Below are 15,019 nucleotides of genomic sequence, written 5' to 3'. Positions count from 1 at the left end.
TGACCGGCTCGTGCTGGGCCGGCCTGACCGGCTCGTGCTGGGCCGGCCTGACCGGCTCGTGCTGGGCCGGCCGGCCGGGCGTCGGCCGGGCGGCTCAGGGGACCAGGGCGGCGGGTTCGGCGATGCAGGCGGTGCCGATGCGGCGGAAGCCGGCCCGCAGGTAGACCCGGGCGATCTCCTCGCTGCCGGCGGAGAGGAAGACGAGCCCGGTACCGGCGGCGAGCAGTTCCCGGGCGAGGGTGGCCGTCAGCGCGGCACCCATCCCGCGTCGGCGGGCGGCCGGCAGGGTGGCCACTCCGGCGATCTCGGCGACGTCGTCCACCCGCATCGCCATGCCGCTGGCCAGCGCGCCCTCGGTCGGCGTGCCGGCCAGCGCGGAGATCCGTCGGCCGTCGGCGATGCGGGCGCGCTCCTCGTCGAGGGCGGCCAGCTCCAGCTCGGTGACCGCCGCGTCCCGCTCGGCCGGTCCGGCCTCGCCGGGCGCGGTGCCGGGGACGCCGAACGCCACGGCCGCCACGGCCCGCCGGGCGGCCACGTCCGCGGCGAAGTCGGGCGAGTCCGCCGCCAGCACCCGCACGGGTACGTCGGAGAGCGTCGCCGGGTCGGGCAGGGCGGCCGGGTCGAGGACCATCAGCGGGGCCTCCAGCACGGACAGCCCGGCCGAGCGGGCCACCGCGAGAAGCTCCGGGGTCGTCTCGTGCACCCACTCGAAGGCCTCCGGCAGGCCCAGCTCGCGCTGGCGGGCCCGTACGGACGTCACGTCGGCCAGCGACGGCGTCTCGGTGGCGCCGATCCGGGGCCGGGCGTAGAACGGCCAGCCGGCGCCCTCGCGGACGAACAGCACCAGCGCGCCGTGTTCCTCGACACCGGCGACGTCCCGGGGCACGGCGTCGTAGAAACGTTCCAACCGGTCGAAGATGTCCTTGCGCACCGAATCCACCGCGCGAGACTACACGTCCCAGACTCTGGACGGTGTGATCAATCTTGAGTGGCCTTGTGCCCCCAGCCCTAACGTAGACTCAATAGACCCACGGGCCGACGTCGTCCCCACCATGATCCAACCTGAGTGACGACAGGAGGCCCGGTGGCTCAGCCGTACGCGGATTCGACACAGCCGCACCCGCACAGCCCGCAGGCGTCCCCCACGCCCGGCCCCCGCCCGGAGGCCCAGGGCCTCTACGACCCGGCGCAGGAGCACGACGCCTGCGGGGTGGCCTTCGTGGCGGACCTGTACGGCCGACGGTCCCACTCCGTCGTCGCCAACGGGCTCGGCGCGCTCTGCCGCCTGGACCACCGCGGTGCCCGGGGCGCGGAGCCCAACACCGGCGACGGCGCCGGCATCATGATCCAGGTGCCGGACGCGTTCCTGCGTGCCGTCGCCGAGGTTCCGCTGCCGCCGGCCGGCGAGTACGCGACCGGCCTGGTCTTCCTGCCCGACGACGACGCCGCCGAGGCGCGCGCCCGTCGGGTGGTCGAGAAGTACGCGCTGGTCGAGGGCGCTGACCTGCTGGGCTGGCGGGACGTGCCGATCGAGCCGGACGGGCTCGGCGAGACCGCCCTGGCGGCCATGCCCCGGGTCCGACAGGTCTTCGTGGCCGCGCACCGCCTCACCGACTCGCCCGCCGGGCCGGCCGGCTCTCCGCTGCGCGGCATCGAGCTGGACCGGGTGGCGTTCTGCCTGCGCAAGCAGGCCGAGCGGGAGACCGCCGAGCGGGGCGTACCGGCGTACTTTCCGTCGCTGTCCAGCCGCACCATGGTCTACAAGGGCATGCTCACGCCCGACCAGTTGCCGGCGTTCTACCCGGACCTGCGCGACGAGCGGGTCGACAGCGCCATCGCGCTCGTGCACTCCCGCTTCTCCACCAACACGTTCCCCTCGTGGCCGCTGGCCCACCCGTACCGGTTCATCGCCCACAACGGCGAGATCAACACGATCCGCGGCAACCGGAACTGGATGCAGGCCCGCGAGGCGCTGCTGCGCTCGCCGAACGTGCCGGGCAACATTCGGCGGGTCTTCCCGGTCTGCACCCCCGCCGCCTCCGACTCGGCGAACTTCGACGAGGTGCTGGAGCTGCTGCACCTGGCCGGTCGGAGCCTGCCGCACGCGGTGCTGATGATGATCCCGGAGGCGTGGGAGAACGACCCCGGCATGCAGCCGGACAAGCGGGCGTTCTACCGCTTCCACGCGAGCCTGATGGAGCCGTGGGACGGGCCGGCGTCGGTCGCCTTCACCGACGGCGAGATCGTCGGCGCGGTGCTGGACCGCAACGGGCTGCGCCCGGGGCGCTGGTGGCAGACCAGCGACGGTCTCGTGGTGCTCGGCTCCGAGGCGGGCGTGCTCGACCTCGACCCGGCCCGCGTGGTGGCCAAGGGCCGGCTCCAGCCGGGCCGGATGTTCCTGGTCGACACCGTGGCCGGGCGGATCGTGCACGACGACGAGATCAAGTCCGAGTTGGCCGCCGCCGAGCCGTACGCCGAGTGGCTGCACGCCGGGCTGATCGAGCTGGACGACCTGCCGGCCCGCGAGCACACCGTCTACACCCACGACTCGGTGCGTCGCCGCCAGCAGACCTTCGGCTACACCCAGGAAGAGTTGAAGGTCCTGCTCGCGCCGATGGCGCGGACCGGCGCGGAGCCGCTGGGCTCGATGGGCACGGACACCCCGATCGCGCCGCTGTCGACCCGGCCACGACTGCTCTACGACTACTTCCACCAGCTCTTCGCGCAGGTCACCAACCCGCCGCTGGACGCCATCCGCGAGGAGCTGGTGACCAGCCTGGCGTCGACGATCGGGCCGGAGGGCAACCTGCTCGACCCGACCGCGGCGAGCTGCCGGCAGATCGTCCTGCCGCACCCGATCATCGACAACGACGAGCTGGCGAAGATCCTCTCCATCGACGAGGACGGTGACCTGCCCGGCTTCAAGGCCGTCCGGGTCTCCGGGCTGTACCGCGTGCGCGAGGGCGCGGCCGGGATCAAGGCGCGGCTCATCGAGATCTGCCGGCACGTCTCCGAGGCCATCGAGGACGGCGTGCGCATCCTGGTGCTCTCCGACCGGGACTCCAACGCCGATCTCGCGCCGATCCCGTCGCTGCTGCTCACCGCCGCCGTGCACCAGCACCTGGTCCGCGAGCAGACGCGGACGCAGGCGGCGCTGATCGTGGAGTCCGGCGACTGCCGGGAGGTGCACCACGCGGCGGTCCTGATCGGGTACGGCGCGGCGGCGGTCAACCCGTACCTGGCGTTCGAGTCCGTGGAAGACATGATCTCCACGGGCGCACTCGTCGGCGTCGAGTCGACGAAGGCGGTGCACAACTACGCCAAGGCGCTCGGCAAGGGCGTCCTCAAGATCATGTCCAAGATGGGTATCTCGACGGTCTCGTCGTACTGCGGCGCGCAGGTCTTCGAGGCGGTCGGCCTGGACAGCCGGCTGATCGACAGGTACTTCCGGGGCACCCCGAGCCGGATCGGCGGCGTCGGGCTGGCCGGCGTGCACGCCGAGGTGGCCGCCCGGCACGCGCTGGCCTGGCCGCCGGCGGGCACCGCCGACTCGGACCGGCTGGAGGTCGGCGGCGAGTACCAGTGGCGCCGCGAGGGTGAGCTGCACCTGTTCAACCCGGAGACGGTCTTCCTGCTGCAACACGCCACCCGCAGCCGGCAGTACGACGTGTTCCGCCAGTACACGTCGAAGGTGGACGCGCTCGCCGCGCAGGCCGGCTCGCTGCGGGGCCTGTTCACCCTGCGCACCGGGGTGCGTCCGCCGGTGCCGATCGAGGAGGTCGAGCCGGCCACCGAGATCGTCAAGCGGTTCGCCACCGGCGCGATGTCGTACGGCTCGATCTCGGCCGAGGCCCACGAGACGCTCGCCGTCGCGATGAACCGCCTGGGCGGCAAGTCCAACACCGGCGAGGGCGGCGAGGACGTCGAGCGGCTGCACGACCCGCTGCGCCGCTCCTCGGTCAAGCAGATCGCCAGCGGCCGGTTCGGCGTGACCAGCGAATACCTGGTCAACGCCGACGACCTCCAGATCAAGATGGCCCAGGGCGCGAAGCCCGGCGAGGGCGGCCAGCTGCCCGGCAACAAGGTCTGGCCGTGGATCGCCCGTACCCGGCACGCCACCCCCGGCGTCGGCCTCATCTCGCCGCCGCCGCACCACGACATCTACTCGATCGAGGACCTCGCCCAGCTCGTGCACGACCTGAAGTGCGTCAACCCGGCGGCCCGGGTGCACGTCAAGCTGGTCAGCGAGGTGGGCGTCGGCACCGTCGCCGCCGGCGTGGCCAAGCTCAAGGCCGACGTCATCCTGATCTCCGGTCACGACGGCGGCACCGGCGCGTCCCCGATGAACTCGCTCAAGCACGCCGGCACCCCGTGGGAGCTGGGCCTGGCCGAGGCGCAGCAGACGCTGCTGCTCAACAAGCTGCGCGACCGGGTCACCGTGCAGGTCGACGGCCAGCTCAAGACCGGCCGGGACGTCCTGGTCGCGGCGCTGCTCGGCGCGGAGGAGTTCGGCTTCGCGACCGCGCCGCTGATCGTCTCGGGCTGCGTGATGATGCGGGTCTGTCACCTGGACACCTGCCCGGTCGGCATCGCCACCCAGAACCCGGTGCTGCGTGAGCGGTACACGGGCACCCCGGAGTTCGTGGAGAACTTCTTCCTCTTCCTCGCCGAGGAGGTCCGGGGCTACCTGGCCGAGCTGGGCCTGCGCTCCATCGAGGAGGCGATCGGGCAGAGCGAGCTGCTCGACGTGGCCCCGGCGCTGTCGCACTGGAAGGCCCACGGCCTCGACCTGGCCCCCGTCCTGCACCTGCCGGAGCTGCCCGCCGGCACCGTCCGCCGCGGCGTACGCGCCCAGGACCACGGCCTGGAGCACGCGCTGGACAACGAGCTGATCGCGCTGGCCGCCCCGGCGTTCACCGAGGGCGCGCCGGTGCGGGTCGAGGTCGCGGTGCGCAACGAGCACCGCAGCGTCGGCGCGATGCTCGGTGGCGAGGTGACCCGCCGCTTCGGCGGCGACGGCCTGCCCGAGGACACCATCGAGTTCGTGCTGCACGGCACCGCCGGCCAGTCCTTCGGCGCGTTCCTGCCGAAGGGCGTCACCCTGCGGCTGCACGGCGACGCCAACGACTACGTCGGCAAGGGCCTCTCCGGCGGACGTCTCATCGTCCGTCCGGACGCCGCCGCGCCGTTCCTCGACCCCGACGCCGAGCCGGGGCAGCGCGCGGAGGACCAGATCATCGCCGGCAACACCATCCTGTACGGCGCGACGGCGGGCGAGGTCTTCCTGCGCGGCCGGGTGGGGGAGCGGTTCGCGGTGCGCAACTCCGGCGCGGTCGCCGTCGTCGAGGGCGTCGGCGACCACGGCTGTGAGTACATGACCGGCGGCACCGTGGTGGTGCTCGGCGCGACCGGCCGCAACTTCGCCGCCGGCATGTCGGGCGGCACCGCGTTCGTGCACCGGTTGGACCGGTCCCGGGTCAACGCGGAGCTGGTCGACCTGGCCCCGCTGCGCGAGCAGGAGCAGACGCTGCTGCACGAGCTGGTCCAGCGGCACGTCGCGGAGACCGGTTCGGCGGTCGCCGAGGAGCTGCTCAAGCGCTGGCCAGAGGCGGTGGCCGAGTTCACCGCCGTGGTGCCCCGCGACTACCGCCGGGTGCTGGAGATCATGAAGGCCGCCGAAGCCGCCGGCCATGACGTCGACGACGCGGTCATGAGCGCGCTCAGCGCGCCCGCCGCGCCCGTGCCGCCCGCGCCGCGGGCGGCCGCCCCGGAGGTGGCTCGTGCCTGACCCGAACGGTTTCCTGCGCTACGACCGGCGTCTGCCGGCCCGCCGGCCGGTGCCGGTACGGATCAGCGACTGGCGCGAGGTCTACCCGCCGGCCGGCGAGGAGCTGATCCGCGAGCAGGCCACCCGATGCATGGACTGCGGCATCCCGTTCTGCCACGACGGCTGCCCGCTGGGCAACCGCATCCCGGACTGGAACGACCTGGTGCGGACCGGCAACTGGGACGCCGCCGTGGAGTCGCTGCACGCCACCAACAACTTCCCGGAGTTCACCGGGCGGCTCTGCCCGGCGCCCTGCGAGGCGGCGTGCGTGCTCGGCATCGCCGGCGGCCAACCGGTGACCATCAAGCAGGTCGAGGTGGAGATCGCCGACGCCGCGGCGGCGCGCGGGTTCACCCCGCGCCCGATCCCGGCGCCGTCGGGCCGGTCGGTGGCCGTCGTCGGCTCCGGACCCGCCGGTCTCGCCGCCGCCCAGCAGCTCGCCCGCGCCGGTCACGCCGTGACGGTGTACGAGCGCGACGACGCGGTCGGCGGTCTGCTGCGGTACGGCATCCCCGACTTCAAGTTGGAGAAGCGGCACATCGACGCCCGGTTGGCCCAGCTCACCGCCGAGGGGGTGCGCTTTTGCACCGGCGTGAACGTGGGCGTCGACGTCACCGCCGAGCAGTTGCGTGCCGAGCACGACGCGGTGCTGCTGGCCTGCGGCGCGTTGCAGGGTCGGGACACTCCGGAGACACCGGGGCGGGCGCTGCGGGGCGTACACCAGGCGATGGCGCACCTGGTCGCGGCCAATCGGGCGGTCGCCACGGCGACCACCGACGAGGCCGCCGAGCACCGGTTGGCGCGGGCGGTGCTGCCCGACGGCACCCCGATCGACGCGGCCGGCAAGCACGTCGTGATCATCGGTGGTGGCGACACGGCGGCGGACTGCCTCGGTGTCGCACACCGGCAGGGCGCGGCGGGCGTGCACCAGCTCGACCTGTACCCGCAGCCGCCGACCGAGCGCGACGAGGCCCGGGACCCGTGGCCGACCTGGCCGTGGGTCCTGCGCAACTACCCGGCGCACGAGGAGGGCGGCGAGCGGGTCTTCGCCGTGGCGGTGCAGGAGTTCGTGGACGACGGCACCGGCCAGGTGCGGGCGGTACGGATCGCCGAGGTGACGGTCGAGAAGGTGGACGGCCGGCGGGTGGTGACCGTGGTGCCCGGCTCGGAGCGGGAGTTGCCCGCGGACCTGGTGCTGCTGGCGATCGGGTTCGAGGGCACCGAGCGGCAGCCGCTGCTGGAGCAGTTCGGGGTGGCCCGCAACGCCCGGGGCGCCGTCGACGCCCGGGACGACTGGCAGACCGCCGTCGACGGCGTGTTCGTGGCCGGTGACATGCACCGCGGCGCGTCGCTGATCGTCTGGGCCATCGCCGAGGGACGGGCGGCGGCCTCCGCGATCCACGGCTACCTGGGTGGTGTCGGCGCGCTGCCGGCCCCGGTCGGCCCGGCCGCGCAGCCGCTGGCCGCCCGCTAGCTGAGGGGGGTCCGGCCGGCGCGGCGGTTTCGCCGGGCCGGCCGGACATTCCCCGAGGTGAAACCATTCACAAATCTGGGCAAAAAGGTTTGAGTCGGCAAGACTTGTCGACCGCCGAACCGCGCCGCGATCGGCATGCCGTCATGTCGTCGATCGCTGGAGGTTCGTCGTGGCCACGGGTGCCACCTTCGCCGCGCTGCGCCACCGCAACTACCGGATCTGGGCGCTCGCCGGTTTCGTCTCCGTCATCGGCACCTGGATGCAGGTCCTCGGAGTCAACTGGTACGTGCTGAAGGAGACCGGCTCGGCGACCTCGATGGGCCTCGCCGTACTGCTCCAGGCGGCCCCCACGCTGCTGCTGAGCGTCTGGGGCGGGGTGCTGGCCGATCGTCTGCCCGCCCGTCCGCTGCTGATCGCCGCCCAGCTGGCCCACGCCACGTTCGCCGCGAGCCTCGCGGCGGTCGCCCTGACCGGCGTCGGCGGCCTGCCGCTGATCTTCGCGATCTCGTTGGCCAGTGGCGCTGTCTCGGCGATCGAGGGACCGGTCATGGGCCGCTGGTCCTCGACCCTGGTGGACCGCGAGACGCTGGGCAACGCGCTGGCGCTCGGTTCGCTCACCAACTCCGCCGGACGCATCCTTGGCATGAGCCTCGGGGCGGTCGGTGTCGCCGCCGTCGGCCCGGCGCTGCTCTTCGGCCTCAACGCGGTGAGCTTCGCCGCCGTGGTGGTGGCGCTGCTCGCGGTACGACCGGGGGCCGTGGCCGGCGCGGTGGCCGCCGACGGCCCGACCCGCCATGGGGTACGTGCCGGGTTCGCCTACCTGCGCGGACAACCCGTGCTGCTGCTCGCGCTCGCCCTGTCGTTCGTACTGGGCAGCCTGGGCCGCAACTACCAGGTGACGATGGCAGCGATGAGCGACGGGCCGTTGGCCGCCGGCGCGGCCGGCTACGGCGTCCTGTCGACGGTGTTCGCGGTCGGCACGGTGGTCGGCGCGCTCGTCGCCGCCCGGCGACGGTCGCTCAGCTACGGGACGCTGGTCGGCGCCGGCCTGGTGGCCAGCGGACTGCAGATCGTCGCGGGTCTCGTCCCGGGCGTCTGGAGCTTCGCCGCGGTGATCCTCCCGATCGCCGCCGCCGCGGTCGTCATCGACACCACCGTCGGCACCCGCGCCCAACTCGACACCGACGGCGCGATGCGCGGCCGGGTGCTGGCCGCCCTCGCGGTCACCGGATCGGTCTCGGCCGCGGTCGGCGCCCCGCTGCTGGGCTGGCTGGCGGAACACGCCGGGCCACGGCAGACGCTCGTGCTGGCCGGCTCGGTCGCCGCGATCGCCACCACGGCGGCGGCGGTCGCCCTGGACCGGCAACACGGCCGTGCCGCCTCCCTCACGCTTGTCGTTCCCCGGCCGCGCCATCCGGTACGTCGAGTGGCGTGGCGGGCGGCCCGCGTCGTACGGCCCGCCGGTGCGGTCTGCGTCGTCGCCACCGGTGGCACCGCCGCGCGTCCGCTGCGGCTGGGCGAACTGGCCCTCGCCGGTGAGGCCGCGCGGCACTGAGACAGCGGTCACCGCTTCCGGGACCAGGCGACACGAAGATCATCGTTACGCTGCGATCATGGACAACGAGGAGCGGTTGCGGCGTACCCGCCGGTGGCTGTGGATCGTGCTGATCGGCCTCTTCCTGAGCGGGGCCACCGCGTTTCCACTGGAGATCGAGGTGCGCTGGCTGCTGCGCGCGCTGGACCCGCTCGCCGGCCAGTTCCCGGCGCTCGTCAACTGGGTCGAGCGGGTCCACACCGGACTGGTGACGGCGGACCGGGACTACCCGTTCCTGCTCTACGGCACCGACTGGCTGGCCTTCGCCCACCTGGTGCTGGCGGTAGCGTTCTGGGGGCCGCTGCGTGACCCGGTGCGCAACGTCTGGGTGGTGCAGGTCGGCATGATCGCCTGCGCGGGCATCGTCCCGTTGGCGCTGATCTGCGGCCCGATCCGGGACATCCCGTGGTTCTGGACGCTCGTCGACCTCTCCTTCGCGGTCGGCGCGTTCCCGCCGCTCTGGTTCGCCTACCGACACATCCGCGCCGTCGAGGCGAGCACGGCCGAGCCGGCGCGCGACCCGGTCGACCCCGAATCCGACAGATGACGACGACGCCGGCCCGGCGGTTGACCACCTCTGCGCGTCCTTTGCTCTGCTTCACTCCACGCAACACCGCACGTCCGATAGTCGGACAACCGGTGTTGCGTCCGTTGAAGCAGAGCAAAGGACGCGTGGGGGAGAGGCGGCGGGGCGCAGCGGTGGCAGGTGAGATCGCTCCGGCGGGACCAGCGGGTACGCGGAAAGGCCCGCCGCACGGGCGACGGGCCTTTCCGGGTGACGACTGCCGCTAGTGCGACAGCAGGCGGTGCGCCTCGTGGGAGTCGCGGATCTTGGACCAGGACTTCGGCTCGGCCGGCGGGGCGGCCTTGCGGGCAGCGGTGGCCACGTCGGGGCGGCCGGCGGTGAACAGCCAGGTGGTGAAGAGATCGTCCAGGTCCAGACCGGAGATCCGTTCGGCCAGGGCCTGGAACTGCTCGATGGTGCCGTTGCCGTACCGGTGTTCGGCCGTCCACGCCGGCAGGATCGCGAAGAACGCGTCATCGCCCACGGCCAGCCGAAGCTGGTGCAGGGTCATCGCGCCCCGGTCGTAGACCGCGTCGTCGAACACCCGGTTCGCGCCCGGGTCACCCGGCAGCACCTGCCAGAACTCGTCGTCGGCCGGGTAGCTGGCGTAGGCGAAGTCGAAGACCTCCTGCGCGGTGCCCTCGCCCTGCTCCTCGGACCAGAGCCACTCGGCGTACGAGGCGAAGCCCTCGTTGAGCCAGATGTTGCGCCACTCGGCCACCGAGACCGAGTCGCCGAACCACTGGTGGGCGTTCTCGTGGGCCACCACGTACGTGTTGGCGCCGCGCCGCCAGAAGCCCGGGCCGTACACCGGGCGGGTCTGCGTCTCCAGGGCGAAGCCGATGCCGTCCACCGGGCCGGCCACGCCACCCTGCGCCTCGAACGGGTACGGGCCGAAGATCCCGCTCTCCCAGTCGACGATCTCACCGGTGCGCTCGATGCTGGCCCGCGCGGCCGGCCCGAGCGCGCCCAGCGACGCGCTGTACGCGTTGACCACCGGCTGGCCGCCCGGCGTGGTGTCGGTGACGATGTCGTACTGGCCGATGGCGATGAACGCCAGGTAGGTGGCGGTGGGGGAGGTGGTCCGCCAGATCCAGCGGGTGCGGTTGCCCGCCTCGGCCAGTGGCGGCCGAGGCTGCACGCCGTTGCTGATCACCTCGACGCCGGTGGGCACCGACACGGAGATGTCGAAGGTCGCCTTGTCCAGCGGGTGGTCGTTGCTCGGGAACCACCACCAGGCCGACTCGGGCTCGTTGACCGCGAGCGCCCCGTCGTCGGTACGCGTCCATCCGGTGTAGCCGCCGACCAGGGTCTCGGACGGCACCCCGGCGTAGCGCACCACGATGGTGAGCTGCTGACCCCGGGTGATGGTGCGGGCCGGGGTGACGACCAGCTCGTGGGTGCCCGCGGTGCCGGTCTCGGCCTCCCAGCCGTTGACCCGCACCGACTCGACGTCGAGCAGGAAGTCCAGGTTGAACGCCGACAGGTCCTGCGTCGCGGTGGCGAGGATCGTCGTGGTGCCGGTGAGCCGGTCGGTGGCCGGTTCGTAGCGCAGCCGGACGTCGTAGTGCGAGACGTCGTAGCCACCGTTGCCGTAGTCGGCGTAGTAGGTGTCGCCCAGGCCGGCCGCTCCGGGTTGCGGTGCGGCGGTGACGACCGGTCGGCCCCAGGCCGTCGGGCTGGCTGCGGCGGGCACGCCGGTGAGCATGGTGCCGGCGGTGGTGAGGGTCAGGGCGGCGGTGGCCGCCGTGAGGACTCGACGCACGAGGTGCACTCCCTCCATCGGGTTTTCGCACCGCAAACCTAATCGACAACCGTGAACGTCGCTGGCCCGCCGCGCGGGCCTCCTCGTCGCCACGATCCCAACGCGCGGGTCGGTTACTGTCCCGGCGTCACCGCTGTCCGTTAGGGTTTGCCCGAACCGGACGGTCGTGGCGTGGGAGGCGATGCGTGGGCAGGCTCGCGTCGGCGTACGGGCAGGCGGTCACCGCGCACCGGGCGGCCCGTACCCATCTGGACGCGGCCCGGGCCGTGCTCGGCGCGGCGCCGCCCCCGGCGCCCCGGGCCGGTGGGGCCGACCTCATCGCCCGGCTCGCGCGCCTCGGCGGCGCGTTGGCCACACCGACTCCCGGCGTCGCCACGCTGACCGACGACCCGGTGGCGGTACGCGTCGGCGAGGCGTCCACCGAGGACGGCGGGTTCGCGGTGCTCGTGCCGCTCGGCGGCGGCCACCACCTGGCCCTGGACACCGACGCACGGGACGGGCGGGTCGCCGCGCTGCTGCGGGCCTTGGTGCTGCGACTGGTGGCCACCGCGCCGCCCGGCCGGGTCCGGGTCGCCGGCATCGACACCGCCGCGCTGGGCGCGACCTTCGGTCCGCTGCGCCCGCTGCTCGACGCCGGGGTGCTCGACCCGCCGGCCACCAGCGAGGCCGAGGTGACCGCCCTGCTGGACGCCGCCGAACGGCACGCCCGCGCCGCCCAGCACGCCGAGCCCGCCACCCGGCAGCTGCTGCTGGTGGTCGCCACCGCCGCCCCCGCGCCCCGGGAGCTGGCCCGACTCGCCGCGCTCACCCACGCCGGCCCGGCCGCCGCCGTCTGCGTGCTCCTGGCCGGCCATCCGTCCCGGCTGCCCGGCGAGACGTCGCCGCCGCTGGGCAGCACCACCGCCGTCCGGCTGGCTGACGGGTACGCGCACGTCGGCGATCCGCCCGGCGCCCCGTTCAGCGCCGACGGCAGTGGCCTCGCCGCCCTCGTGCTGCTCGACGGTGACCCGCCGCCGGCCTCGGTGCGCGCGCTCGCCGAGCACGTCGGCGCCGTCGCCCGCCGCGCCGACGCGCTGCCCTTCGCCGCGCTGCTGCCCGAGCGACGCTGGGCCGAGTCGGCGGCCAACGGCCTGCGTACGGTCGTCGGCCGCGCCGCCGCCACGCCCCTGACGGTCGCCGCCGCCAGGCCGCTGACGGTCGCCTTCGACACCGCGCTGACGGTCGCCTTCGACGACGTCACCCCGCACTGGTTGGTCGGTGGGCGGACCGGCGCGGGCAAGACGGTCTTCCTCCTCGACGTCCTGTACGGGCTGGCCGCGCGGTACTCGCCCGCCGAGTTGCAGCTCTACCTGCTCGACTTCAAGGAGGGCGTGAGCTTCACCGAGTTCGTGCCCACCGGCCGCGACCCGTCCTGGCTGCCGCACGCGCGCGCGGTCGGCATCGAGTCCGACCGCGAGTACGGCCTGGCCGTTCTGCGGGAGCTGCGCCGCGAGGCACAGCGGCGGGCCACCGCGCTGAAGCGGCACGGCGTCACCAAGCTCGCCGACCTGCCGCGGGACAGTCCGCTGCCGCGCATCGTGGCCGTCATCGACGAGTTCCACGTGCTCCTGGCTGGCAACGACGCCCTGGCCCGCGAATCGGTCGACCTGCTGGAGGAATTGGCCCGCAAGGGCCGCTCGTACGGCATCCACCTGGTGTTGGCCAGTCAGAGCATGACCGGGATCGAGGCGCTCTACGGTCGGGCCGAGGCGATCTTCGGGCAGTTCGCGCTGCGGGTGGCGCTGCCCGGCGGCGGCGGTGTCCTCGACCAGCTCAACGACGCCGCCGGGGCGCTGCCGATCGGCACCGCCGTGGTCAACACCGCCGCCGGCGCGGTCGGCGCGGACACCGTCGTGCGCTTCCCCGACGCGCACGCCGCCGCCGCGGACCTCGCCGCGCTGCGCCACGAGTTGTGGCAGGCCCGCCCGCCGGGCTCGCGGGCCCCGGCGGTCTTCAAGGGGTACGAGGCGGCCCGGGTCGAGGACGATCCCACCTTCGCCGGGCTGCGCCCCGGCGGTCGACGCCCGATGGCGCTGGTCGGCCGGACGGTCGACGTGCACGGCACCACCGCGCTGTTCCTGATGGACGCCACGCCCGGCCGGCATCTCGCGGTCGTCGGCACCGCACCGGCCGGCGCGGACGTGCTGCGCGCGGCGACGCTGAGCCTGGCCCGTCAACACACCCCCGGCGACGTCCGGTTCCAGGTGGCCTCCCTGGTCACCGCCGCCGACCCGGTCGCCGCCGAGACCGAGGCCGCGCTACGCGCCGCCGGTCATCAGGTGCATCGCCTGGACGCGGCCGGGCTGCGCGATCGGATCGCCGCACTGGCCGCCGAGCCGACCGGCCGGGAATACCTGGTGGTGTTCGGGATGGACGCCGCCGCGCCGGTGCTCGGGGCGGCCGACCCGGTGACGTTCCGCTCCGGCCTGGACGACCTGCGTGCCGTGCTGCGCCAGGGGCCCGCCCAGGGCGTGCACCTGCTGGGCTGGTGGCGTGGCCTGCGCCGGCTCGCCGACGACCTCGGCGGCACCCAGAACCGCGACGACGTCGCCTGCCTCGTCGCGCTCAACGTGCCCGGTGCCGAATTGGCCCTGCACCTCGGGGTGCACGACCTGGCCTACACACCACGCGCCGACCGGGCGCTGCTGGTCGACCGGCACGACCAGCGGACCAGGTTGATCGTGCCGTTCGCCCGCGACGGGCACGAGCCGGACGGGGAGCGCTGACGGTGTCCTTCGAGGAGTACGCGGCGCTGGCCCGACAGCTCGCCGAGCACCGCCGCGCCGGTGAGATGGACGCCGCCGCCGAGTCCGCGCGCCGCCGCGATCTGCACGCCGCCGCCGACTACCTGCACCAGCGGCTGACCGCCCAGGGCCAGCGCCTGGACCAGCTCGGTCGTGCGATCGGCGTCGACCAACCACCGGCCGCCGCGCCGCCGACACCGCAGGCCGCCACCTCCGGCTGGGCCCCGCCGGGGGCGCCGGCCGACCCCGCGAACTGGCCCGGCCCGCCCACCGGATCCGGTCCGCAGGCCGCGCCGCGCTCGCCGACCGCGTCCGCTCCGCCCTCGGCGCCCGAACCTGGGGACGGGGATTCCGCCGGCGCAGCCGGCGGGCCGGGGCGGGCGGGTGTCGGGGCGTACCCCGAGCTGCCGGCAAGTCAGGCGCGGCTGGCGCTGCCGACGGCGGTGAGTCCGGCGGGCGGTGGGGTGCCCACGCAGCGCGTGGCGGCGGTCGATCCGGTGGTGGAGCTGGAGTTGGCGCGGCGGATGGCCGACGAGGCCGACCGGCACGGGCAGCAGGCCGAGTTGCTGGCCCAGCGGCCGGTGCTGCTGCCGACGTGGTCGCCGCTGGCGCGGGCGGTGGCCGTCTACGCGGCCTGCGGGGCGGCGGCCGGGGTCCTCATGCTGACGCTGGTGCTCGCGTCCGGGATCGGGCTGGTCGACGGCTTCACCCTCGGCGCGTGGATCTGCGCGGGCCTGCCGGCGCTGGCGTTCTTCGCCGGCTACCTGGTGCTGGGCCGGTGGGGGAAGCCCGCCATGGTCGCCGGTACGCCGCCGCGTTACCTGCCACTCGGGTTCGCGATCTGCTTCCTGCTGGTGCCGCTGGGGTACTGCGCCTACCTGGTGCTGTTCCGCGCCCTGCGCTGAGCCCCGCACCGTCCGGGGGTTTACGAACATCGATCGCATGTGTCAATGTGGTCAACGACCTGTGGCGGAGTGAGCAGGACACTCACATCCATGTCGGACGACCGCC

Annotated in this window: 8 protein-coding genes; 6 read left to right on the top strand and 2 right to left on the bottom strand. The window is 73.9% G+C overall.

The annotated features are described in order from the left end of the window. Window positions 1-94 precede the first annotated feature (94 nt). Window positions 95-931: a GNAT family N-acetyltransferase gene (locus tag AC3EN4_RS20210; RefSeq protein WP_435207368.1), complete on the bottom strand. Its 837-nt coding sequence runs from the start codon at window positions 929-931 to the stop codon at window positions 95-97. A gap of 153 nt (window positions 932-1,084) precedes the next feature. Between AC3EN4_RS20210 and gltB the strand changes: the two genes are divergently transcribed. The 4 genes from gltB to AC3EN4_RS20190 all read left to right on the top strand — a co-directional run bounded on the left by gltB (window position 1,085) and on the right by AC3EN4_RS20190 (window position 9,442). Next, window positions 1,085-5,788 (top strand): glutamate synthase large subunit, encoded by a 4,704-nt coding sequence (gltB, locus tag AC3EN4_RS20205; protein ID WP_435207323.1) that lies wholly within the window; start codon window positions 1,085-1,087, stop codon window positions 5,786-5,788. Then, window positions 5,781-7,301, top strand: coding sequence for a glutamate synthase subunit beta (locus AC3EN4_RS20200; protein ID WP_435207322.1), 1,521 nt, complete (start codon window positions 5,781-5,783; stop codon window positions 7,299-7,301). The genes gltB and AC3EN4_RS20200 overlap by 8 nt, the downstream gene beginning before the upstream one ends. Window positions 7,302-7,470: 169 nt before the next feature. Beyond that, entirely contained in the window at window positions 7,471-8,856 is a 1,386-nt protein-coding gene (locus tag AC3EN4_RS20195) for an MFS transporter (RefSeq protein ID WP_435207321.1), read from the top strand. A gap of 58 nt (window positions 8,857-8,914) precedes the next feature. Continuing rightward, window positions 8,915-9,442 carry a hypothetical protein gene (locus tag AC3EN4_RS20190; protein WP_435207320.1) on the top strand — a complete coding sequence of 176 codons (528 nt, stop codon included), beginning with the start codon at window positions 8,915-8,917 and terminating at the stop codon, window positions 9,440-9,442. A gap of 241 nt (window positions 9,443-9,683) precedes the next feature. Here the strand turns inward: AC3EN4_RS20190 and AC3EN4_RS20185 are convergent, their stop codons facing one another. After that, window positions 9,684-11,225: a M1 family metallopeptidase gene (locus AC3EN4_RS20185; protein WP_435207319.1), complete on the bottom strand. Its 1,542-nt coding sequence runs from the start codon at window positions 11,223-11,225 to the stop codon at window positions 9,684-9,686. Between the two features lie 185 nt (window positions 11,226-11,410). Here AC3EN4_RS20185 and AC3EN4_RS20180 point away from each other — a divergent pair, with 185 nt between their 5' ends. Then, on the top strand, window positions 11,411-13,990 hold the full coding sequence (locus tag AC3EN4_RS20180; protein WP_435207318.1) for an FtsK/SpoIIIE domain-containing protein: 2,580 nt from the start codon (window positions 11,411-11,413) through the stop codon (window positions 13,988-13,990). Window positions 13,991-13,992: 2 nt separating this feature from the next. Beyond that, window positions 13,993-14,913 (top strand): hypothetical protein, encoded by a 921-nt coding sequence (locus AC3EN4_RS20175; protein WP_435207317.1) that lies wholly within the window; start codon window positions 13,993-13,995, stop codon window positions 14,911-14,913. The last annotated feature ends 106 nt before the right edge of the window (window positions 14,914-15,019 follow it).

Source organism: Micromonospora sp. bgisy143 (genome assembly GCF_057708145.1).
The sequence above is the reverse complement of the archived record's forward strand: the minus strand, read 5'-3'. Positions and strand labels throughout refer to the sequence as shown.